The sequence below is a fragment of the Bacillus sp. FSL P4-0248 genome (assembly GCF_038593305.1).
Classification (GTDB): domain Bacteria; phylum Bacillota; class Bacilli; order Bacillales; family Bacillaceae; genus Bacillus; species Bacillus safensis.
The window spans coordinates 2,066,084-2,087,040 of record NZ_CP151983.1; the positions used below are offsets into that span (position 1 = coordinate 2,066,084).

27 protein-coding genes, 1 pseudogene and 1 riboswitch are annotated in these 20,957 nt (G+C 41.5%); of the genes and pseudogenes, 4 read left to right on the forward strand and 24 right to left on the reverse strand.

Annotated features, from left to right (window positions below; genetic code table 11):
* Position 1: 1 nt before the first annotated feature.
* The 8 genes from NST65_RS10415 to NST65_RS10450 form a co-directional block, all read right to left on the reverse strand.
* Positions 2–532 carry a thiol-disulfide oxidoreductase ResA gene (locus tag NST65_RS10415; protein ID WP_041085967.1) on the reverse strand — a complete coding sequence of 177 codons (531 nt, stop codon included), beginning with the start codon at positions 530–532 and terminating at the stop codon, positions 2–4.
* A gap of 90 nt (positions 533–622) precedes the next feature.
* A complete protein-coding gene (gene rluB, locus NST65_RS10420; protein WP_024422842.1) occupies positions 623–1,357 on the reverse strand; it encodes a 23S rRNA pseudouridine(2605) synthase RluB in 735 nt (244 codons plus the stop codon).
* A gap of 135 nt (positions 1,358–1,492) precedes the next feature.
* A complete protein-coding gene (locus NST65_RS10425) occupies positions 1,493–2,029 on the reverse strand; it encodes a spore maturation protein (protein ID WP_024422843.1) in 537 nt (178 codons plus the stop codon).
* Positions 2,030–2,033: 4 nt separating this feature from the next.
* The gene (locus tag NST65_RS10430) at positions 2,034–2,621 is read right to left on the reverse strand and encodes a nucleoside recognition domain-containing protein (RefSeq protein WP_034280382.1); all 588 of its coding nucleotides are present in this window, start codon (positions 2,619–2,621) and stop codon (positions 2,034–2,036) included.
* Positions 2,609–3,760, reverse strand: a complete 1,152-nt coding sequence (locus NST65_RS10435) for a D-alanyl-D-alanine carboxypeptidase family protein (protein WP_034280381.1) — start codon at positions 3,758–3,760, stop codon at positions 2,609–2,611. The genes NST65_RS10430 and NST65_RS10435 overlap by 13 nt, the downstream gene beginning before the upstream one ends.
* 113 nt (positions 3,761–3,873) lie before the next feature.
* Positions 3,874–4,353 (reverse strand): YpuI family protein, encoded by a 480-nt coding sequence (locus tag NST65_RS10440; protein WP_034280380.1) that lies wholly within the window; start codon positions 4,351–4,353, stop codon positions 3,874–3,876.
* A 113-nt stretch (positions 4,354–4,466) separates the two neighbouring features.
* The gene (gene scpB / locus NST65_RS10445; protein WP_024422847.1) at positions 4,467–5,060 is read right to left on the reverse strand and encodes an SMC-Scp complex subunit ScpB; all 594 of its coding nucleotides are present in this window, start codon (positions 5,058–5,060) and stop codon (positions 4,467–4,469) included.
* Positions 5,050–5,808 (reverse strand): segregation/condensation protein A, encoded by a 759-nt coding sequence (locus tag NST65_RS10450; RefSeq protein WP_046311657.1) that lies wholly within the window; start codon positions 5,806–5,808, stop codon positions 5,050–5,052. The genes scpB and NST65_RS10450 overlap by 11 nt, the downstream gene beginning before the upstream one ends.
* Before the next feature lie 209 nt (positions 5,809–6,017).
* Between NST65_RS10450 and NST65_RS10455 the strand changes: the two genes are divergently transcribed.
* Together NST65_RS10455 and NST65_RS10460 are read left to right on the forward strand one after the other, a co-directional pair.
* Positions 6,018–6,110: a YjcZ family sporulation protein gene (locus NST65_RS10455; protein WP_012010430.1), complete on the forward strand. Its 93-nt coding sequence runs from the start codon at positions 6,018–6,020 to the stop codon at positions 6,108–6,110.
* Between the two features lie 90 nt (positions 6,111–6,200).
* Positions 6,201–6,725, forward strand: coding sequence for a DUF309 domain-containing protein (locus NST65_RS10460; RefSeq protein WP_024422849.1), 525 nt, complete (start codon positions 6,201–6,203; stop codon positions 6,723–6,725).
* A 24-nt stretch (positions 6,726–6,749) separates the two neighbouring features.
* Here NST65_RS10460 and NST65_RS10465 read toward each other — a convergent pair whose 3' ends face one another.
* The 7 genes and pseudogenes from NST65_RS10465 to NST65_RS10495 all read right to left on the reverse strand — a co-directional run bounded on the left by NST65_RS10465 (position 6,750) and on the right by NST65_RS10495 (position 11,105).
* On the reverse strand, positions 6,750–7,103 hold the full coding sequence (locus NST65_RS10465) for a GNAT family N-acetyltransferase (RefSeq protein ID WP_024422850.1): 354 nt from the start codon (positions 7,101–7,103) through the stop codon (positions 6,750–6,752).
* A gap of 113 nt (positions 7,104–7,216) precedes the next feature.
* On the reverse strand, positions 7,217–7,681 hold the full coding sequence (gene ribE, locus NST65_RS10470; protein WP_029706184.1) for a 6,7-dimethyl-8-ribityllumazine synthase: 465 nt from the start codon (positions 7,679–7,681) through the stop codon (positions 7,217–7,219).
* A gap of 74 nt (positions 7,682–7,755) precedes the next feature.
* A pseudogene (gene ribB, locus NST65_RS10475) lies at positions 7,756–8,334 on the reverse strand (3,4-dihydroxy-2-butanone-4-phosphate synthase); the annotation flags it as partial.
* A gap of 11 nt (positions 8,335–8,345) precedes the next feature.
* Entirely contained in the window at positions 8,346–8,996 is a 651-nt protein-coding gene (gene ribE / locus NST65_RS10480; RefSeq protein ID WP_024422851.1) for a riboflavin synthase, read from the reverse strand.
* Between the two features lie 253 nt (positions 8,997–9,249).
* A riboswitch (FMN riboswitch) is annotated at positions 9,250–9,391 on the reverse strand.
* Positions 9,392–9,497: 106 nt separating this feature from the next.
* On the reverse strand, positions 9,498–9,842 hold the full coding sequence (locus tag NST65_RS10485) for a hypothetical protein (RefSeq protein WP_008344451.1): 345 nt from the start codon (positions 9,840–9,842) through the stop codon (positions 9,498–9,500).
* Positions 9,843–10,071: 229 nt separating this feature from the next.
* Positions 10,072–10,308, reverse strand: coding sequence for a DUF2164 domain-containing protein (locus NST65_RS10490; RefSeq protein ID WP_061109305.1), 237 nt, complete (start codon positions 10,306–10,308; stop codon positions 10,072–10,074).
* A 215-nt stretch (positions 10,309–10,523) separates the two neighbouring features.
* A complete protein-coding gene (locus tag NST65_RS10495; RefSeq protein WP_041117862.1) occupies positions 10,524–11,105 on the reverse strand; it encodes a TetR/AcrR family transcriptional regulator in 582 nt (193 codons plus the stop codon).
* A gap of 276 nt (positions 11,106–11,381) precedes the next feature.
* Here NST65_RS10495 and NST65_RS10500 point away from each other — a divergent pair, with 276 nt between their 5' ends.
* A complete protein-coding gene (locus NST65_RS10500; protein WP_231294002.1) occupies positions 11,382–12,605 on the forward strand; it encodes an MFS transporter in 1,224 nt (407 codons plus the stop codon).
* A gap of 229 nt (positions 12,606–12,834) precedes the next feature.
* Here NST65_RS10500 and NST65_RS10505 read toward each other — a convergent pair whose 3' ends face one another.
* Positions 12,835–13,272, reverse strand: a complete 438-nt coding sequence (locus tag NST65_RS10505; protein ID WP_008359679.1) for a peptidylprolyl isomerase — start codon at positions 13,270–13,272, stop codon at positions 12,835–12,837.
* 321 nt (positions 13,273–13,593) lie between these two features.
* On the opposite strand from NST65_RS10505, the gene NST65_RS10510 reads away from it, so the two are divergent.
* Complete coding sequence (locus NST65_RS10510) at positions 13,594–14,478, forward strand: DUF1002 domain-containing protein (RefSeq protein ID WP_081124552.1); 885 nt, start codon at positions 13,594–13,596, stop codon at positions 14,476–14,478.
* Between the two features lie 38 nt (positions 14,479–14,516).
* Here the strand turns inward: NST65_RS10510 and lysA are convergent, their stop codons facing one another.
* The 8 genes from lysA to NST65_RS10550 form a co-directional block, all read right to left on the reverse strand.
* On the reverse strand, positions 14,517–15,842 hold the full coding sequence (gene lysA, locus NST65_RS10515) for a diaminopimelate decarboxylase (RefSeq protein ID WP_034280367.1): 1,326 nt from the start codon (positions 15,840–15,842) through the stop codon (positions 14,517–14,519).
* A gap of 115 nt (positions 15,843–15,957) precedes the next feature.
* Positions 15,958–17,439, reverse strand: a complete 1,482-nt coding sequence (locus NST65_RS10520) for a spore germination protein (RefSeq protein WP_087975842.1) — start codon at positions 17,437–17,439, stop codon at positions 15,958–15,960.
* Positions 17,384–17,992, reverse strand: a complete 609-nt coding sequence (locus NST65_RS10525; RefSeq protein WP_046311665.1) for a stage V sporulation protein AE — start codon at positions 17,990–17,992, stop codon at positions 17,384–17,386. The genes NST65_RS10520 and NST65_RS10525 overlap by 56 nt, the downstream gene beginning before the upstream one ends.
* A gap of 6 nt (positions 17,993–17,998) precedes the next feature.
* On the reverse strand, positions 17,999–18,349 hold the full coding sequence (gene spoVAE / locus NST65_RS10530) for a stage V sporulation protein AE (protein ID WP_024422860.1): 351 nt from the start codon (positions 18,347–18,349) through the stop codon (positions 17,999–18,001).
* Positions 18,349–19,365 carry a stage V sporulation protein AD gene (spoVAD, locus tag NST65_RS10535; RefSeq protein ID WP_034280361.1) on the reverse strand — a complete coding sequence of 339 codons (1,017 nt, stop codon included), beginning with the start codon at positions 19,363–19,365 and terminating at the stop codon, positions 18,349–18,351. Before spoVAD ends, spoVAE begins: the two co-directional genes overlap by 1 nt.
* 12 nt (positions 19,366–19,377) lie before the next feature.
* Entirely contained in the window at positions 19,378–19,830 is a 453-nt protein-coding gene (spoVAC, locus tag NST65_RS10540; RefSeq protein WP_034280360.1) for a stage V sporulation protein AC, read from the reverse strand.
* A 20-nt stretch (positions 19,831–19,850) separates the two neighbouring features.
* Positions 19,851–20,267 (reverse strand): stage V sporulation protein AB, encoded by a 417-nt coding sequence (locus tag NST65_RS10545; RefSeq protein ID WP_034280358.1) that lies wholly within the window; start codon positions 20,265–20,267, stop codon positions 19,851–19,853.
* Positions 20,257–20,877, reverse strand: coding sequence for a stage V sporulation protein AA (locus tag NST65_RS10550; protein ID WP_024422863.1), 621 nt, complete (start codon positions 20,875–20,877; stop codon positions 20,257–20,259). The genes NST65_RS10545 and NST65_RS10550 overlap by 11 nt, the downstream gene beginning before the upstream one ends.
* Positions 20,878–20,957 lie beyond the last annotated feature (80 nt).

Sequence of the window (20,957 nt, forward strand, 5' to 3'; positions counted from 1 at the left end):
TCTATGACCCCTTTGGTTTAATCAAATTCATATATTCATAGACATTACGTTCTGTCATCGTTCCCTTTATGACTTTGATTACCTTGCCTTCAGGATTGATTAAAAATGTGGTTGGCAGCGGCGTAATATCATATGCCTCTGTCACTTGACGATCTTTGTCCATGGCAACAGGAAAATTCACGCCATAGGATTCCATAAAATTTTTCACGGCAATCTTGGATTCCGCAACATTGACTGCAACAATTTCCACACCGCGATCCTTGAACACTTCATATTGATTCGCCATATAAGGAAATTCTTGTTTACACGGTCCACACCATGTACCCCAAAAATTAAGAAAGACACCTTTGCCTTTTAAGTCCTTTAACTCAATCCGATCCCCATCGACAGATTGAAGGACAAAGTTTGGCGCAATAGATCCTTCTTTGACTCGATCCTGTTTGGCAAATACTGAGTTATACATTGTATAACATAGTGCCGCAAGCATCACGAGGAGAATGCCCGTCCGTATGAAAAACCGTCTTTTTTTCATCTGAAGTACCCCTTCCCCATAGACATTCAGGTAAATTATAGCATTCTCCTTCTTTTGATGCTTCTTCATTTTTTGAAGTTTATGTGAAAATTAAAAAGCGCTTTTCCCATGATCGGCAATTGCTCTCAGGCGCTTTACTTCATGCGGAGACAATTCTCTGCGGTCTCCTGGTCTCATACCTTCAATATGAAGGAACGAATATTGCTCCCTTTTTAGCTTTAACACATCATGTCCAATCGCTTCAAACATGCGGCGCACCTGTCTGTTTCTGCCTTCGTGAATGGTTAATTGAACAATACAAGTTTGCTTTCGTTTATCAATAGAAAGCATTTTCGCACGAGCAGGTGCTGTTTTTTTATGATCTAACATGATCCCTTTTTCTAGCTTTCTAAGCAGTTCCTTTGAAGGAATGCCTTTTAGCTTCGCTGCATACGTTTTATCAATTTCGTATTTCGGGTGCATGAGCTTATGTGCAAATTCCCCATCATTTGTAATCAAAATCAAACCGCTCGTATCATAATCTAACCGGCCGATTGGATAAAGACGCTGCGGGACATCATCAAAGAAATCTGTGACGACCTTGCGTCCTTTATCATCCTCGGCAGCCGAAATGACGCCGCGCGGTTTATAAAGCATAAAGTAAACCGGTTCTTCTCTTTCAAGCTTTAATCCATTGACTTCAATTTTATCTGAAGAGCCCACCTTCACTCCGAGCTCTGTCACTGTTTGACCATTAACGGTAACTCGTCCTTCTTTAATTAATTCTTCAGCCTTTCGTCTTGAAGCGACGCCGGCATGTGCAATTACTTTCTGTAAACGTTCCATTTGTCTTTCACCTCATGTACTATCTTACTTGCTTGACTTAAAACAAACAAGCATTCGTGGAAAAATAAGCGTTTCGTCTGTCTAATTTCAGCTAAAAAGCGATTTTCCATCCATGAAATACAAAAAAGCGCCTGATTAGGCGCCGCTAAATAACAAACTGACGATAATGACAGATGCAATGACACCAATGAGATCTGCTAACAAACCTACTTTCAGCGCATCTCCCATTTTTTTAATACCGACTGCTCCAAAATAGACCGTTAAAATGTAAAGGGTGGTGTCTGTTGACCCTTGCATGACAGCTGCAAGCTGGCCAATAAAAGAATCTGGGCCATACGTCGCTATCAAGTCTGATGTCATTCCAAGTGCAGCCGTTCCTGATATCGGACGAATAAACGCAAGCGGCACCACTTCTGGCGGGAAACCAATCGCTGTAAAGACTGGTTTTAATAGTCCCATAACAAAATCAAGCGCACCTGACGCACGGAATATCGTAATGGCTACAAGCATACCGACTAAATAGGGAATGATTGAAAAGGCAATTTGAATGCCCTCTTTTCCTCCCTCCACAAATGTTTCATAGGTTGGTACCTTTTTAATGGTTCCAGCAATCAAAATTCCTGCGATGATCAGTGGTATCAAAGCAAGTGACAGCCAGTTAATAAATGCCACAAGATCACCCCCGCCTGCTTCTGCGATAGTGGAAATAACGATCGATGATAATTGCACCGATTCCTGAAATGAGTGTTGCTAAAATGGTTGGCCCTACAATGTCTGTTGGCTGATCTGCCCCATAGGTCATTCTTATTGCAATGACGGTTGTTGGCACAAGTGTGATAGAGGATGTGTTGACCGCTAGAAATGTAATCATAGAACGGCTTGCTTCATTTTTCCCGCCGTTTAATGATTTCATCTGCTCCATCGCCTTAATTCCAAGCGGTGTAGCGGCATTCCCGAGACCAAAGAAATTCGCCATGAGATTGGACAAAATATACCCCATTGCAGGATGATTAGGCGGAATATCCGGGAATAGCTTTGAAATAAAGGGCCGGCACAATTTACTAAAGAAATTTAACAGCCCTGCCTCTTCGGCAATCTTCATAAGCCCGAGCCAAAAAACGAGGACACTAATCAAACCAATTGAAATAGTAACCGCTTCTTTTGAGCCTTTAAATACAGCCTCGTTCACTTCCTGCATCGTTCCATTAAACATCGCATAGACAAGACCGATGACAGTGAGAAATACCCAAATTAGATTGACCATGAAGATCCGCCTATAGATGTCTGAAAGACAGACTTAAACATTTCTTGGAAACTTTTTTGAGGCATGCGGTTTCGTTTATTTTCATAAAAGATCGGTAATTGCTCGATCACCTGTCCATCTAATAAAATCGTCATTTTTCCGACAACATCTGGGATGGTTTCGGCGTTTTTTTTCCATTTCTTTTTTGGAGCGAGCATTTCCGTTTCAATTTTCACAAGTTTTTTTTCATCTTCATTTAAAAAATAGTCCACATCACGCTTGATAAACGCTTTTTTTTCGTAAAAGGTCCCTTTTAACGAAGCAAGCCTTCCTTTTTCAGCAAGCACATACGTTTTATAGTGATCAAATGCATATTCAAACATAGAGATATGATCCTTCCAGTCGTCCGGCGCATTAATGGTCACAGCGATCAGCTCGGCATCACCTTTTGCAGCGGTGGAGACAAGTGTTCGTTTTGCAAGCTTTGTATATCCTGTTTTCCCTCCAGTGGAATATTCGTATAAACCGGTGAGCAGCTTGTTTTTATTTTTCCAATAGCCTTCCATTGTCTTCGCTTTATAGAAAGTTGTACCGGCAATTTTTTGATATTGTTTATGCTTCATTGCGTATTTTGTTAGGATCGCCATGTCATAGGCTGATGAATAATGATTTTTATGATCATCGAGTCCGTGCGGATTTTGAAAATTTGTATTCTCCATTCCTAGTTCAGCCGCCTTTTGATTCATCATAAAAATAAAGCCTTCTAAGCTGCCGCCAACATGCTCTGCAATGGCAACAGCTGCATCATTTCCAGAACGCAGCATGAGCCCGTATGTCAAATCTTCTAAGCTCACCTTCTGCCCTTCCTTTAAATAAATGGATGACCCCTCTGCCCCAATCGCACGTTTTGATACTTTAACGGTATCTTTCATTTTTCCTGATTCAATGGCTAATACAGCCGTCATGATTTTTGTAATACTGGCGATTCTTCTTTTTTCGTGCTCGTCCTTTCCAAATAGGACTCTGCCTGACTGTCCATCTATTAAAATGGCGCTTCTTGCACTCACTGATAATGAAATGTCTGCTTTGGCATGTGAAGAAAAAGGCAGTAAGAGTGTAAATAGAAGAAGGACTGCTGTTCCAATTTTTAAATAGGGCATGTTCATTCACGTCCTTGTCCGTTTTGTACAAGTGTATGCTCAGCTGAAAAAGTTATGATGCCTCGTCCATAAAAAAAAGCGCCTCTACATGTAGAGGCGCTTCTTCAAGTTGCTTATACCATTTTCACTTGCTGATGAGATGCCGTATATTCCAGCTCTTCTCTCATCGCTAAAAAGTCTTTTTCTAATGAAGAAAATAATTGTTTCATATCAGCGGATACTTCATGGTGAAAGACAATGCTGCTTTTTCCTGTATAGGCCGATCGGCTGTCTTCATACCATGTATCCTTTTTTGGCGTGAAAAATTCTTCAATGCATTGATGATAAATACGGTGAAGCATCTGCTGTGCGGCCTGCTGCGGGAATGTCTGCTGCTGGCCCATTTTCCTGCAAACTGCTGCTGCATCCTCGCTGTACACTGCAAGCTTCCGTAATGTACTCAATATGTCACAATAATAGGCTTCCGCTTCGGGGTTTAATCGTTTCAAGCTTGATAAGGTGGCTTCGTTCAGAAAACCATTCATTTCAATTGCAACCTTTGATAAAAAGACGCCTGCTTGATCAACTTGAGCCTTTACATTCATATGTGCCATTTGTTTCGTGTTTACCTTCCCCTCATGGCTTTGTCACCATTTTATCTGTCATCAAAAGATTTTAGACCTAAAATCTTTTTTATATTTTATCATACATTTTTCCTTCTTTTGAACTATTTTATGTCTTCAAATGTTTGATTGAAGTTTTCAAAAAATAGATCAGCCTCTTCTTGTACCCCGTCTGCTTCCACATTTTCTGGAAGCGGCGGTAATTCATCTAAGGCTTTTAAGCCAAATTGCTCTAAAAAGGTAGGGGTTGTCCCATAAAGAATCGCTCGTCCCGGACCATCGGCACGTCCTACTTCACAGAGCAGTGCTTTGGCTACTAAGCTATGAAGTACCCGCTCTGATTTGACTCCTCTAATCTCCTCTACCTCACTGCGTGTAATCGGCTGTTTATAAGAAACAATGGCAAGCACCTCCAGCGCTGCCTGCGACAAACCCTTGGATGGTGTCTCGACTAATTTTTTTAAATACATGCTGTATTCTTTTTTCGTCAGCAGCATATATGAATCTGCATATTCAATGAGCTCAATCCCTCGTTCTTGTTTTTGATATTCTTCCTTTACGGAAGACATAATGTCGAGTAATACCGACTCATCTACTTCAAGAACAGACATGAGCTGTTTTCTTGTTAAGCCTTCGTCACCTGCTGCATACAGCAGCGCTTCTAAGATGGCTTTCCAATTCACGATATCAAGCGTCATGAATCGTTTCACTCCCTATGATATAAATGTCTTCAAAGTTCCCTTCCTGCTCTAACATGATTTGATGACTTTTCATCAATTCGAGAACAGCAAGAAACGTCACGACAAGGTGCTCCTTTTGATCATGCTGAAATAGAGTCATGAAATTGGTCCGCTTTTTTGTTTTTCTTAAATGGTTCATAATCTCATTCATTTTGTCTTCAATCGGGATTTCTTGTCTTGTAATCCTTGATGGTGCTGGTTTCGTTATTTTCTTTCGATTTAATACCTTTTGGAACGCACCTAACATATCATACACCGTTACGTGTAAATTTGTGTCCTTCGCTTCTGATTCTTTTGCAAATTCGCTTAAATCACTCGGTGGTTTTGTAAAGGCATTTTGCCTTTCTTCTTCGCGTTCCTTTAGTTCTTGTGCTGCATTTTTATACTTGCGGTATTCAATCAATTTGCCAATCAGCTCTTCTCGAGGGTCTTCTTCCTCTTCGAGCAGGTCTTCATCAAACAGCTCTTCCTCTTGTTTCGGAAGAAGCATTCTGCTTTTAATACTCAGGAGGGTTGCAGCCATGACCAAATATTCGCTCGCAACATCGAGCTCAAGCTCCCTCATCGTGTGGACATATAATAAATACTGCTCCGTAATTTTAGCGACGGGAATATCATAAATATCAATTTCCAACCGGTTAATTAAATGCAAAAGCAAGTCCAAAGGACCCTCGAACGAATCTATTTTCACCTGATATTCCAGCATCTTTTTCTCACCATTTCTACTGTCTTCTAAGTACCGTTTCACCGGCTAACCTTTAGTATAAGACAGGATAAAGCTCTCGTCCAATATAATTTCGGCCATAATGCCTTAGGCAAATCAAGAAAAACAGTGGATCCGCCCATACCAATAAGGGCATTTATACATAGAATACCATTGTAATCAGAACTGATGAAAAAGGAGGCCGTATCATTATGGGAGATGGCTATAACTTCGGCGGAGGATTCGCGCTTATTGTCGTGCTTTTCATCTTGCTGATCATCGTTGGCGCGGCTTGGGTTTATTAAAGAAACAGAGCGTCCTTTTCACTAAAGGGACGCTCTTTCTTCTTTTCTTTTCGATATGTTAGACTGAGAGTGGAAAAGGAGATGACCGCTGTGTATCCTGAAGCGTACGTGGCTTTTTTACACGAATTTCATACGACAAGAGATTATTTTGAGTGTCATGAAATTCTAGAGGAATATTGGAAAGAAGATCCCCCTGAGCAGCGCAAAGAATATTGGGTCGGGCTCATTCAGCTCGCTGTTGCCTTGTATCATCAAAGACGGGGAAATGGAAAAGGAGCAAAACGGCTCATTTCTAACAGTCTTCATTTGTTAGAAGCAAACCGTTCAGTATTATCGAATCTCGGTCTGGATGATGAGGCATTTCTGATGCTTCTGAGAACGCTGAAAAAGAAAATGGATGAAGATATGCCCTATGAGAGTGTGATGCTGCCGATCAAAGATGAAGCACTTCTTTCTTTATGCCAAGAAATGGCCCAAAAAGAAGGACTGCTCTTTGGACAGGAGAGCAACTTATCCCATACATTTTTAATCGAAAAACATAGACTCCGTGACCGGACAGAAGTTTTGCTGGAACGAAAAAAGCAGATTGAACGTAAAAAAAGCAGAGGACTGTAGCCTCTGCTTTTACATGTGTGATATTTAATTTGATTCGCTGTGACACTTATGAAAGAAGCCTTGCGTTAATTCATTTGGAATGAGTGTTTTGGTTTTAAATATTTCTTCCACGGCTAAAACCATTTCCTTGCCGATTCCTTGATCACGATGGGATGGATTCACACTAATATGCTCAATTTGTACTTGGTCGTCTGTTTTGAGCACACCAATAGCACCTACAATATCCTCGCCATCTTTCCATAGGAACAGCTGCCGATCTTCATCCATTTCATATGACTTCATCGTCTGCTGAAGCTGTTTGACGTCTTTCTCACCCGGCATAAAGGACAGAAGTCCCATGGCAATTTTTTCAAAAGACCTCTTGTAACGAATTAACATATATACCCCTCAATATTCAAATTATCCTAATTTCCAGCAAATGTCTTATGATTCATTTGCTCATCACACATTATAAACATTTTTATACCGTTTTTAAACTCTTTTTCACTAAATTAAGAGAACGTTCGATTGAGATTCGCCATTTCAATAGCAGCAGCAGCCGATTCGCTGCCTTTATTTCCTGCTTTTGTACCAGCTCTTTCAATGGCTTGTTCAATAGATTCTGTTGTGAGTACACCAAAGATAATCGGTACCCCTGTTGACATAGCACTCTGAGCAATTCCTTTAGCAGCTTCATTACAAACGTAATCATAGTGAGTCGTTGCGCCTCTGATCACGGTTCCAAGTGTGATGACTGCATCATATTTTTTGGTTTCTGCTAATTTTTTTGCCATGTACGGGATTTCAAAAGCGCCTGGTACCCACACAACATCGATATCATCACCATTTGCTCCGTGTCTGAGTAATGTATCTTCTGCTCCATCTAACAGTTTACTTGTAATAAAATCATTGAATCTCGCTACAACGATTGCAAATTTTAGTCCTTCTGCTACTACATGACCTTGTATTGTATTCATATGTTGATCATCCTTTTTTGTGATTTTTATTTTGTTTCAATAGCGGCTGTTCGATTGTTGTTTAAATATGTCTGTAATGCTTCGATTGTCAGCATCTTTAAATCATGCTGTTTTTGGATCTCCTTTAGTTCAGGGACGCGCGCCATTGATCCATCTGCATTCATAATTTCACATATGACACCCGCTGGCTCTGAGCCTGCCAGTTTAGCAAGATCAACCGCCGCCTCTGTATGACCCGGTCTTTCTAGTACGCCGCCCTCTTTTGCAATAAGCGGAAAAACATGACCTGGACGGGCAAATTCGTCTGGTTTTGCGTCTTTATTTAACATGGCCAGCATGGTCGTGGAGCGCTCAAAAGCACTAATACCAGTTGTCGTTGTCACATGGTCGATGCTTACTGTAAATGCTGTATGGTGTGCATCCGTATTATGTTCAACCATTGGATGCAGATTCAGGTGTTTTGCGATCGACGCATCGACTGGCGTACAAATGAGGCCTCTTCCATGTAAAGCCATGAAGTTAATCACCTCAGGTGTGGCATGCTCAGCAAGTGCCACAAAGTCTCCTTCATTTTCTCTGTCTTCATCATCCACTACGATAATGATTTCTCCTTGTTTAAGGGCATTTACTGCCTCATCAACGGAATGATACATACAATCGCCTCCTAGAATCCGTGCTCTTTTAGAAATGATGGGGTCAATCGAGATGGCTGTTTTTCGCTCTGCTCTTTTGTTAAAAAGCGATAAATGTATTTACCGATCATGTCACACTCTATATTCACGATATCCCCCATAGATTTAGTCGGGAAAATAGTTCCTTCAAGCGTGTGAGGAATAATAGAGACTGTGACATGTGAATCTCGCAAATCGAAAATGGTCAAGCTGACACCATCTATTGCGATCGAACCCTTTTGGGTGAGCATATCTGTGAGGGTCTTGTTCATCTTTAAATCATAGTAAATGGCATTACTCTTCTTTTCTATCCGGGTAATGACAGCCGTTCCATCAACATGGCCTGAGACAAAGTGGCCGCCAAATCGTCCATTTGAGGACATGGCTCGCTCTAAATTTACTGGACTGCCTTTTGTCAGCTGATCCAGCGATGTGGCTTTGACCGTCTCTGGCATCACATCTGCCGCGAACTGTTCTTTTGTGAAGCTAGTGACTGTGAGACATACTCCATTAATGGCGATACTGTCTCCGAGGTGAACATCTTCCAGCACACGGCTGCATGTAATGACAATTTCCATGGCATCTGCTGACTTTTTACTTAATGACTGAACGGTGCCAACTTCTTCAATTATCCCCGTAAACATGTGATCCTCCCTTTCGTTTCATTTGTATTTCTCACTTTTAAAAAAAGCGATGTTAGGGACATGTGATCGATTGAGCACCTTCGTCGCTTTTTATGGTCCATACAAGGTAGATGAGGGATCACCTAATAAACACTGCATGCAGTCTATTAACGACAAAATCATACAGAAAGCCCCGGAAAAAATTCCGGGGCTGTGGTTTTTTTGCATCAGAAATAAGACTATGATCAACAAATATTTTTCGTTCATAGCTTTCTTTATCCTTCTCCCATCCAGACTTTCACTGTCGGCTTCAGCTTTTCACTGAATCAACCGTTAATAAATTAACGGGTCACGGGCTGTAAAGCATTTGCTTTATTACCGTCGGTCGGGATTTTCACCCTGCCCCGAAGGATACAATCGATATTTAGCTGTCCTTAGGGGCTATTATAGCGATCCTTGTTGTCAAATGCAACAATCAAGATTTCTTCACAAAAAAAGCCTCCTTATAGGAAAGGAGACATGTTAATTGACGACTTTTACAACTTTTATCAGCCCATCTATTCTTTTTTCATTACTAAAGTAGGCTTTAATACGATCTCCTTTTTTCAGATCGGCCACATCATCTTCAAATTTCTTACCATTAAAAATGATTTTTGTGCCATTCTTCGCTTGACCGTAATATTCATCTCCATCAATTTTCGTAATGGTATATTCGTAGATGGTGTAATCTTTATCATTATTTGTTAAGCTTTCGCCAATAGCTGTTGGCACATCTTCAATTTTCATGCCATTCATGTATAAATAACCTGCGCCTAAACAAAGCAGTAAAACAAATAAGATCGCAATTTTTAATTTAATTTTCCCCATATTTAGAACCTCCATCATCTGCACTTCGCCTATTTGTATGTTTTATTCCTTCTTTTATTGAAATAAAACCAAAAAAGCTGATTTTCATTAATGGTTACTTATATAACGATTCAGATGGCCCTTTGGTTCCACCTCTTAATCATTACATATGATACGAATATGCGTTCTTTATTAAGGGGGTCTTTTTCCTATTTATTAGTTCGTAACACACCATACTGCAAGCTTTTCATTATATTCTTTTTTCGAGTGCGAATAAGTCTTCCTCTAACAATTGTGACCGCTGAACAGCGATGCTGCGGCTGTCGCGAACCCCTTGATTATAGTAGTAGCTTCCAAGGTTTTTTGTGATAAATTCTAGTATATTAATGGCTGCTAATTCACCAATCTCTTCTTCTCGTTCTTCGGCAAAATAACGCTGAATAGCCATCGTCATTTGATTTCTCTCTTCTTTTGTGAGTGGTTTCAAAGTCTCCCCTTCTTTCTTTTCGCTTTCTACATTTGCATTCTGGATGTGCTGGAGCCCGCGCGAATACGAATGTTTGTTCTCTTATCATATCATAAAAACATATTCTGTGCATGACTGCCCTATAAGAAAAAGCGTATTTTGATGTAATGGATCAAATACGCTTTCACTATGCTGTATGATTTTTTCACGGAAGCTGTCATAGCGTGTTGTCCATTTTATTTTAAAATGGATAGGATCGTCGCTACAGAATGATCTACGAATGAACGCTCTGGACGTGACTTCATGAGGACGGTAAGCCCGATGAAAGAAACTACCATTGTCTGTGCTAAGGCTTTAGCATTCAAGCTGCTTTCAAGCTCACCCGAGCGAATACCTTGCACAATCTTTTCTTCAAATATGACCGAAAGATACATCTGATGCTCTCTTGTCAGAATTTCAAATTTCTCTTCGTGTGGAGCAAGTTCCACTATCGTATTAATGCAAAAACAGCCTTTACTCGGGCCATCCCTATATTCCTCTTCCACTACATCTGTAAATAATGTATGAAATGCTTCCTTTACAGATTGATTGTTTTGAAGTTTTGTTCGAATACGGGCTGCATGCTGCTTTGTATATTTGCGTAAGGCAGCCTCAAATAACTCCTCTTTATCTCCAAAGGCTGAGTATAAGCTTGGCCGCTGTATTCCCATTTTTGCAGTCAAATCGCTTAACGTTGTAGCTCTATATCCCTTTTCCCAAAAAAGCACCATTGCATCATCCAACGCTTTTTCCTCATCAAACTCACGCTGTCGAACCATCATCAATTCCTCTTTTCAACAATAAAATCATTTCATGATAACATTACCAATCAGTACATTATAATTTTATTTTATTCACGTAAAATTGTCAAACTACCTTTCTGCTTTCAAGATTAACATAGAATAACTGGAATAAATCTTGACTTTAAAACATTTTGTTGGTTATCCTTAACAGGAATCATTTTATACCGATTAGTATATTATACTTTTTAGTACAAAAAAGAAGGGATGTAATGAATGGTTAAAGATAAAATGACTCCAAGAGATCATCCTGATATGAAAACGGCTCATTTTCGAATAAAGCCTGGATCAAAAATGACTCACTATATGGCACTACTTTTTGCAGCATCGTGCGGGATGGCTGTTGCAAACATATACTTCGCACAACCGTTACTAGATTCACTGGCAGACGAGTTCGGTATCACGTATTCATCCATCGGTATTGTCATTACGATTACTCAGCTTTGTTATGCAGCGGGGCTGCTACTGATAGTACCACTTGGTGATCTGTTGAATCGACGCCGGCTCATCATTGGTCAGATGCTTTTATCTGTGCTTGCCCTCATTCTAGTCGGCATTGCTCCTATCATCGCCGTCCTATTTCTAGGATTAGCAGTGGTCGGACTGCTCGCTGTAGTCACTCAGGTACTCGTTGCGTTTGCAGCAAGTTGGGCTGCTCCAGAAGAGCGCGGCCGTATAGTCGGCTTGGTGCAAAGTGGAATTGTAATCGGTATTCTTCTCGCCCGGACCTTTGCCGGTGTATTAACCGATTTTGCTGGCTGGAGGTTTGTTTATCTTGTTTCTACCGTCATCATGCTTATCCTGACTGGCGTATTGTTCCGAGTGCTCCCGCATGATAACAGCAAAAGAGAATCATTATCCTATGCTGATCTGCTTCGTTCAATGTTTACATTGTTTATACAAGAACGAATTCTCCGCATCCGTGGGATTCTGGCTCTTCTGATTTTTATTGTCTTTGGTACGTTATGGACTTCACTCGTGCTGCCTCTCAGTACAGCGCCATACTCTCTTTCACATACTGCTATTGGCGCATTTGGTCTTGCTGGGGCAGCCGGAGCGTTAGGAGCTGCTCGGGCTGGCAGCCTTGCTGATCGAGGTTTTGGACAGTTCACAACCGGTATAGCCCTTGTCCTCTTATTCATTTCATGGTTTTTCATCAGTTTGACTGAATATTCACTTATTGCATTAGTCATTGGCATTATTATTCTTGACCTATCTGTGCAGGCAGTACATGTGACCAATCAGAGTATGATTTTTACAGTACGGCCTGAGGCGAGAAGCCGGCTTACTGCCGCTTACATGATTTTTTACTCCATCGGAAGTGCGACCGGTTCAATTGTTTCAACCAGCATATACGCAGCCTATGGCTGGAGCGGAGTATGTCTTTTTGGTGCCTCTATCAGCGCTTTAGCCATTTTGTATTGGCTCATCACCTACCGCATAACGAAACAAATCACGGTAGAATCAGAAACAAAATAAAAAAACACCGCGATTAAGCGGTGTCTTTTATTGTTGACAAAGGGCTAAAATGAACTTGATTTTAGCCCTTTGTCTTCTTTTCAGCGTGTTTGAAAACCTTTGAAGTCTAGGAAGGGCGAGCACTGGAACGGAGCGAATTTAACATTCGTGAGTACCGGAGCGCAGACCTGACACCGAATGCAAGGGTTTGTCTACACGCTGAAACACCGCGATTAAGCGGTGTTTTAGATTAAGCATCTACAACTTCAACTTTTTCCATGCCTTGGCCTTGCTCCATATCAAGTACAGCCTCGATACCAGATGTTACCTTGCCAAAAACAGTGTGAACACCGTTTAAGTGCGGCTGCGGGTCATGTACGATAAAGAATTGGCTGCCGCCTGTGTCTTTACCAGCATGCGCCATTGATAATGAACCTCTTTCGTGCTGATGTGGATTTCCTTCTGTTTCACATTTAATTGTGTAACCAGGACCACCCGTTCCATTACCGTTTGGGTCGCCGCCTTGGCTGACGAAACCTGGAATCACACGGTGGAATTTCAATCCATCGTAGAAGCCTTCATTCGCTAATTTTTCAAAGTTTGCTACTGTACCTGGAGCAGCCTCTGGGTAAAGTTCAAACTCAATTTTCTTTCCATTCGTTAATTGTATGTATCCTTTTTTCGCCATTTTTCACATTCTCCTTTCAGGTTAAACAACGCTCATTATAGCACATTTTCGGTGATGTTAAACATCCCCTGCTCTTCGATTGTCATTTACCTCTTAACTGATGATTGATAAAATAGGGTTGCTTGATTCTTTTTTCCTAATAAAATGATATCTGACTAAATGACATGTCTTCATTTATTGGAAAAGGAACACATCTTAAAAAGAAAATTGAAACGTCGAGCCAATTTGTTACGTCTATATGATGGAGTGCACTTCATCACGTGTACTCAAAAGATGAGTTTCTCTTGAAAGAGGAACGCTTTCGACTTGAAGGAGGTCAACATGTTTAAAAAAATGATGCTTGGTATGATGGCAGCGCTCCTTTTCCTAATTGGTGCGCCAAAAGTCAGCTTAGCGGATGCAGCTGTCGGCGATGTCATCGTCACACTCGGGCAAGACCTAACACCGGCTGATCGCCAGAAGGTGCTTGACGAGTTGAACCCACCTGAAAATGCGACAAAAATTGAAGTAACCAATAAAGAAGAGCACGAATATTTAGGAAAGTATATCCCTCGTTCTTCTATCGGGACGAGAGCATTATCATCTTCATCGATCACCATTGAAAAATCAGGTACTGGTCTGACTGTGGATACACACAACATCAAGACCATTACAGATGAGATGTATTTAAATGCTTTAATGACAGCAGGTGTCAAAGATGCCAAGGTTGTCGTGACTGCTCCATTTGAAGTATCTGGTACAGCCGCACTGACGGGCTTACTAAAAGCGTATGAGGTGTCAAGCGACAAAGCCATTCCAGAAGATGTGAAGCAGGTGGCAAACGAAGAGCTTGTGACAACTTCTAAATTGGGTGACTCTATCGGAAAAGACAACGCTTCTGCCCTTATTGCAAAAATCAAAGATGACATTGCAAAAAATGGTGTTCCTAAAACCACAAAAGAAGTAGAAGAAAAAGTGGATCAGGCTGCTTCTGATTTGAACTTAAATCTGACGCAGGATCAAAAAGATCAGCTTGTCTCGCTATTTGATAAAATGAAAAACATCAATATCGATTGGAATCAAGTAGGATCTCAAATTGATAAAGCAAAAGACAAGATTACTAAATTCATAGAATCGGATGAAGGGAAAAACTTTCTTCAAAAGATTTGGGATTTCTTTGTCTCCATTTGGAACGCGATCGTTTCTGTATTCACTGGAGGAAAATAATTCATGAAAAAAAGCTGCCTGAACACCAGGCGGCTTTTTTAAGTAGATGATTTCACTTTTGATTGATACGGTAAATCAAGTTTGACAATGTCCTCATATGTTTCACGCTCAACCACAAGCTGCGCTTCCCCGTCTTCTACAAACACAACAGCTGGGCGCGGGATACGGTTATAGTTGTTTGACATACTATAGCCGTAAGCTCCGGTACAAAAGACAGCTAATAAATCCCCTTGTGATAATTCTGGCAGATCGATATCCCAAATGAGCATATCTCCACTTTCACAGCATTTACCGGCAATTGAAACCGTTTGATCATGCGTTTGGCTCATTTTGTTGGCACTTGCGGCTTCATATTTCGCTTGATATAAAGCTGGACGAATGTTATCACTCATTCCGCCATCTATCGCCACATAATCGCGGATGCCAGGTACATGTTTTGATGATCCGATCGTATAAAGAGTCGTCCCTGCATCTCCTACAAGAGAACGGCCTGGTTCTATCCAAATCTCTGGCATATCAAACTCATAGCGGGCAACGTTCTCTTTCACAGCTTGGATAATTTTCTCGACATATTCTGTTGCAGGAAGTGGTTCATCCTCTTCTGTATAACGAATCCCAAAACCGCCGCCTAAGTTTAATACTGTAGAAATAAAACCAAACGATTCTCTCCATTCATCCAGCTTCAAAAAGATTTTATCTGCTGCAAGGACAAAACCAGCCGTATCAAAAATTTGTGAACCGATATGACAATGGACTCCTAAAAGCTCGATGACTTCTGATCCAAGCACTTGTTTCACCGCTTCATCTGCTTGTCCATTGTGAAGATCAAAGCCAAATTTTGAATCCTCTTGACCTGTCGTAATGTAATCATGCGTATGCGCTTCGACACCAGGCGTGATGCGGAGCAATACTTTGACTTTTTTTGACAGCTCTTGACCAAGCTGTTCAATGAGCTTCATTTCATAGAAATTATCCACAACAATACAGCCGATCCCATGCTCTAAAGCCATTTTTAATTCTTCTCTGCTTTTATTATTGCCATGGAAATGAATTTTTTCTACTGGGAATCCAGCGCAAATGGCTGTGTGAAGCTCACCGCCTGATACGACATCAAGAGATAATCCTTCTTCTTTGGCAAGCTGAAACATGGCGATGGAGGAAAATGCTTTACTCGCATATGCTACCTGCGCCGTTAATTCTTCTTCTATAAACGCTTTTTGAAAGCTTTTTGCGCGCTCCCGTATTAAAGCCACATCATATACATAAAGTGGTGTCCCATACGTTTCAGCTAAAGAAACGGCATCAACACCACCAATTTCTAAATGACCGAGTTCATTTTGTCTGCAAGTGCCGTGTAAATACAATGTCATTCCCTCTTTCTCCGCTTCGGCTGAAAAAAGGCAGCTGCGTGAGCTGCCTTTTGCCGTGTCTCAAAGTTAAAAATACAATATCACAATCTTTAGCCACTTTCAATGAGCGTTAAGAATTTGGCGGAATTTTTGATCTGTTTTGAGGGTGAACGATGCTCGGCCTTACTTTTGAGCCAGGAACAGACGTCCGAATTAGCACTTGCCACAAAGCCTTTCCATTAAAAGGGATGAACGGCCACATATAAGGCGTCTGCAATGAACGAATGGATGTTAAATAAATGATTAACAACGTAAAACCAATGATGAGTCCATTCAGCTTAAAGATCGCTACTAGTGCTAGGATGATGAGCCTTACAATCTTATTGGCGACACTCAGCTCATAGCTTGGCGTTGTAAAGGTACCGATCGCCGCCAACGAGACGTATAAGATGACCTCTGGTGTAAATAAACCAACATCAATGGCGATTTGTCCAATTAAAACAGCCGCGATCAGCCCCATGGCGGTCGACAATGCGGTTGGCGTATGAATCGCAGCCATCCTTAAAAATTCCACCCCGAAATCAGCAAGAAATACTTGGAGAATCACAGGGATATGAGAAGGTTTGTTAAATCCAATATAGCTTAAATTGTCTGGCAGGAGATTTGGTTCGAGGATAAAAAGAAACCAAATCGGCAAAAGAAAGGTAGAACATAAAATGCCTAAAAAGCGTACCCATCTTAAGAATGTACCAACGGCAGGTGCCTGGCGGTATTCTTCTGCATGCTGAACGTGGTGAAAAATAGTGGTTGGTGTAATGATGACACTAGGGGATGTATCCGTAATGATGATGACATGCCCTTCTAATATGTGGTTAGCGGCGACATCTGGACGCTCGGTGTAACGCACTAGCGGAAAGGGATTATATCCTTGCTTAATAATAAATTCTTCAATCGTTTTATCAGACATCGTCAGCCCATCGACTTTGATTCCTGATACTTCTTTTTCTATAATATCTACTAAGTCAGGGTCTGCAATATCTTCAATATAGCAAACACAGACATCCGCTTTTGAACGTTCGCCTACTTTGAGCATTTTGTATCGCAGCTTTTCATCCCGTACTCTTCTTCGAATCAGCGCTGTGTTTACAATAATGTTTTCAACAAAGCCGTCCCTTGCTCCCCGGACCACCTTTTCTGTATCCGGCTCCTCAGGCATTCTGCCAGGATAGCTTCTAACATCAATGATAAAGGCGTAGTTTTCACCTTCTACAACGACTGCTACAAGCCCAGACAGTACTTGATCCACTGCTTCATCCAGCGTTTCTACCTTGGACACCTGCTGATTGACAAGGCGGTTCTCGACTACATGTGCAAGATCATCTGATTCAGGTTCGTTGTCATTGATTTCGATTAGCTCTTTTAATAAGTAGATGACATACTGTGTATCACACAATCCGTTTACATAGTAAAGCTGGATTTCCTGATCGTGTATATAAATTTTCCGAACACCAAGGTCAAAGCTGAGACCCATCCCGACATTTTCCTTGAAGTAATCTTCATTTTTCTTCGGGTCTCGGTACACGTTTACCTTGTCTTTCTTCATGGTAACCACTCCTTTCTAGTATTAATTCCACTGCTTTCATCGTGATTGGAGATCCCTTGCTCAGATCATCTTTTCGTCCCATCTTGCCAATATCTCCAATCCCGACAACTAACGGAAGGTTGAGGGAGTCAAGGCAATACACTGTATCCCCGCTCATTTTATGGGGCTCCATTTCGGGAAGACCGTGTTTGTCGACACCATATTCTGTCAGTTCACCTTCCCGGTCAATCGAGACATGAACCTTTGTCCATTCTGCTTGATGCGTCTTGGATGCAACTGCGATCGCACCAATAACTTCGATTTCAGGGTGGCGCGCCACATGTTTCATCGCCGTCTCCCCTGTTCCTTCACCTGTCAGACCAGAATCATCAAACATCACAAAGACTGGATCATACGGCGTTTTTAAAATCATCTGAACAAGTTCAGGTCCTGTCCGTTTGCTTGGATTTCCTTTTGAACTGGAAATACATCGTCCGCCGACGTTTTTAGCAGCAAGCTCTATGGTTTTGGCAGCATATATATCTCCGTCTGTCACTAAAATGACTTTCCGTCTTTGCCCCATATTCGGTTATCCTTTCGGTTTAAAGATAAGTGCGACAATAAATGAGAATAAAATCGCAGCTGATATTCCAGCAGAGGTTAATTCAAAAATACCGATACCGATGCCGATGAATCCATGTACATCTGCCTGATGCATTGCCCCATGAAGCAAGCTATGACCAAAGCTGACGATTGGTACGGTTGCACCCGCACCTGCAAATTCAATAAATTTATCATAAATACCGAATCCATCTAAAATGGTACCCGCTACAACAAAAGTAGTCATGACATGTGCAGGCGTGAGTTTAAGTACGTCTAGTAAAAGCTGGCCAATGACGCAAATAAGTCCGCCTGCCACAAAAGCGATAAGATAATCCATTAGCTCTCTCCTCCTGCACGCTCAAATACGACACCGTGCGCAATGGTTGGAATGGTCTCTTTTTGCTGAACCATCATCGGGCTGAGTAACGCCCCGGTTGCCACAACAAGTACTCTTTGCAAATTCCCTGCTTTCATTTCTTGAAAAATATGACTAAATGTCACAATAGCTGAACAAGCACAGCCGCTGCCTCCAGCGAATACGTTTTGGTCGGGTGTATAGATAATTAAACCGCAATCATCGTGCTTTCGCCCAAGCTGAATGCCGTCTTCTTTCAGAAGATCCTTTAAGATCGGTGAACCAATGCCTGATAAATCACCAGTTAAAATCAGATCGTAATCATCTACTGTTCTTCCTAAGTCTTCTAAATGCTGCTTGATGGTGTCTGCCGCTGCCGGTGCCATGGCCGATCCCATATCAAATGGATCTGTAATGCCAAGATCCATGACCCTGCCTACTGTTGCGCTTGTAATTTGAATGTCAGAGATTTCTTGGCTGATAATAACGGCTCCGCTTCCTGTCACTGTACTTGTTGCTGTATCGGGCTTTTGTCCGCCGTATTCTGTCGGATTACGAAATTGGCGTTCTGCCGTCGCATTATGGCTGCTTGTCGCTGCAATGGCTCTATTTGCAAAACCGCCATCAATGAGCGCTGACGCAATGGCAACCGATTCCATTGAAGTCGAGCATGCCCCAAACAAGCAAAGAAACGGGATCTTCAGCTCTCTTGCCACATAGTTTGCAGTGACGTTCTGATTGAGTAAATCTCCAGCCAGCAACAGGTCAATATCGCTTTTTTGCAAATTTGCTTTTGATAAAGCGGTTGATATCGCATCATCCATGAGCTTCCTTTCAGCCATTTCCCAATTCTTTTGATCACAGTGCATTTCATCGTACGTTTTATCAATTAAATGGCCAATCGGGCCTTCTTTTTCTTTCGGTCCTGCAGCAGTTCCTTCTGCATTGACATAAAGCTTGTGCTCAAATACCCAAGATTGTTTACCTGTTAGTTTCACCTTTCATTCCTCCTACGAAAACATCTTTTCAAAGACGTATCGAATGATCCCTACGACATATGCGGAAACGACACCAAACACAATGACGTTCCCAGCGAGTTTAAACATATTTGTGGCAACACCTAAAACAAGCCCTTCACTTTTATGCTCAAGGGCAGCACTTGTCATACTGTTAGCAAAACCTGTCACTGGTACGGCCGATCCGGCTCCAGCAAACTGGCCGATTCTATCGTAAATACCGATACCCGTTAATAGAGAAGAAATTAAAATGAGGGTTGCCACCGTCGGATTCCCTGCTGTCTTTTCGTTAAAATCAAAAAAATGGATATAGAAATTTTGCAACCCCTCACCTATCAGACAGATTAAGCCGCCAACTAAAAACGCCTTGATGCAGTTGATGACATAAGGAGGTTTGGGCTGATACGTTTTTACCTTAGATGGATAGTTCTCTTTTAAACTCGACACGTGTTGTTCCCTCCAATTTCTTAAATATAAATAAGCCAATGAAATAGTGAACCAAATACCTTTCCTAAGACGATGGCCATGAGCAGCAAAACAATTTTCCCGTCCATTCCAATTCTTTTCGTTAATATAGGAAGTACATTTAATACTTCAGTGAGTGCAGCTGCAAGCATGCCGACAAAGATACCTGATAAAAGACCGACCGGCAGTGCCAGCCATTTGGTTAAATGCAGATGTATTTGACTTAAGGTGGCCCAGCCGCCAACGACTGCACCGCTAATGACAGCCGCCTCGTACCCTTGTATGAAGCGCTGCGTTTTGGTTAATTGCATTAAGCGGGGAATGATGCCAAGCACTGTAAGAAATGCCACAAATCCTGCTCCGACCGTTAAACCGCCGCCAAGTCCAACGAGTACGACAAACAGCCATTTACCGATCATGGATATCTTTCAATGTTTCTTTATTTTCGTTGAGTGCGACGTAATGATCGAGATCAAGCTGATATTTAAACATTTCCACCTCGAGCGGACTTGGTTCTTCATTTAAACGCTTTTTAAATACATGATTGAAAAACAAAATCATGCCAAAGCCGAGTCCAAAGCTATATGGAATTTGTAATAAATACGGATGCTCAACCGTTTTTCCAGTGATCATTTCATATAGACGGATATGAACGAGCCGCATACTGACATCCTCGTGGAAATTCATAATGGCAAGGGCCGCTCCGACAAATAATAAGAGCCATACAAACACAAATAAAACGGGAGAAAGCTGGCGTTTGCCTGTATCAATTTCAACAATAGCTTCAGAGCCGCCGACGGTTTGAATGTCGATATCCGGCCACGTTTTTTTGATCGTTTTGACGACATGCATGATATCAAGTACGGCGATGTGACGATCCTTTTTGCTGACATGATACACCGGCATTTTGCTAAGCTTTTGCACAGCAAACTCATCACCAGTGATTTGGGCGATATCCTCTAAATAAATGAGCTGATCAATACCAGTTTTGATTCGATGGCGCAGCCGAATAAAGATTTGTCCGTCCATCCAAGTCACTTCCTATACGATGGGTTAAAAATAGTATGTGGTGAAAAATGGTTCTCATACTGATAGAACTTGATTTACCG

Excerpts from the sequence above, each read along its gene's own strand:
- rluB (WP_024422842.1), bottom strand. The coding sequence starts at position 1,357 with ATGGAACGTTTACAGAAAGTAATTGCACATGCCGGCGTCGCTTCAAGA.
- spoVAE (WP_024422860.1), bottom strand. The coding sequence starts at position 18,349 with ATGGATTATCTTATCGCTTTTGTGGCAGGCGGACTTATTTGCGTCATT.
- NST65_RS10450 (WP_046311657.1), bottom strand. The coding sequence starts at position 5,808 with ATGCTGGAATATCAGGTGAAAATAGATTCGTTCGAGGGTCCTTTGGAC.
- NST65_RS10455 (WP_012010430.1), top strand. The coding sequence starts at position 6,018 with ATGGGAGATGGCTATAACTTCGGCGGAGGATTCGCGCTTATTGTCGTG.
- NST65_RS10495 (WP_041117862.1), bottom strand. The coding sequence starts at position 11,105 with ATGGTTCGACAGCGTGAGTTTGATGAGGAAAAAGCGTTGGATGATGCA.
- NST65_RS10545 (WP_034280358.1), bottom strand. The coding sequence starts at position 20,267 with ATGATCGGTAAATGGCTGTTTGTCGTACTCGTTGGACTTGGCGGCGGT.
- NST65_RS10505 (WP_008359679.1), bottom strand. The coding sequence starts at position 13,272 with ATGGCGAAAAAAGGATACATACAATTAACGAATGGAAAGAAAATTGAG.
- NST65_RS10500 (WP_231294002.1), top strand. The coding sequence starts at position 11,382 with ATGAAAACGGCTCATTTTCGAATAAAGCCTGGATCAAAAATGACTCAC.
- NST65_RS10525 (WP_046311665.1), bottom strand. The coding sequence starts at position 17,992 with ATGGGGCAAAGACGGAAAGTCATTTTAGTGACAGACGGAGATATATAT.
- NST65_RS10415 (WP_041085967.1), bottom strand. The coding sequence starts at position 532 with ATGAAAAAAAGACGGTTTTTCATACGGACGGGCATTCTCCTCGTGATG.
- scpB (WP_024422847.1), bottom strand. The coding sequence starts at position 5,060 with ATGACGCTTGATATCGTGAATTGGAAAGCCATCTTAGAAGCGCTGCTG.
- NST65_RS10435 (WP_034280381.1), bottom strand. The coding sequence starts at position 3,760 with ATGCCCTATTTAAAAATTGGAACAGCAGTCCTTCTTCTATTTACACTC.
- NST65_RS10465 (WP_024422850.1), bottom strand. The coding sequence starts at position 7,103 with ATGTTAATTCGTTACAAGAGGTCTTTTGAAAAAATTGCCATGGGACTT.
- NST65_RS10510 (WP_081124552.1), top strand. The coding sequence starts at position 13,594 with ATGTTTAAAAAAATGATGCTTGGTATGATGGCAGCGCTCCTTTTCCTA.
- ribE (WP_024422851.1), bottom strand. The coding sequence starts at position 8,996 with ATGTTTACGGGGATAATTGAAGAAGTTGGCACCGTTCAGTCATTAAGT.
- NST65_RS10485 (WP_008344451.1), bottom strand. The coding sequence starts at position 9,842 with ATGGGGAAAATTAAATTAAAAATTGCGATCTTATTTGTTTTACTGCTT.
- NST65_RS10550 (WP_024422863.1), bottom strand. The coding sequence starts at position 20,877 with ATGGACGGACAAATCTTTATTCGGCTGCGCCATCGAATCAAAACTGGT.
- NST65_RS10440 (WP_034280380.1), bottom strand. The coding sequence starts at position 4,353 with ATGGCACATATGAATGTAAAGGCTCAAGTTGATCAAGCAGGCGTCTTT.
- NST65_RS10430 (WP_034280382.1), bottom strand. The coding sequence starts at position 2,621 with ATGGTCAATCTAATTTGGGTATTTCTCACTGTCATCGGTCTTGTCTAT.
- ribE (WP_029706184.1), bottom strand. The coding sequence starts at position 7,681 with ATGAATACAATACAAGGTCATGTAGTAGCAGAAGGACTAAAATTTGCA.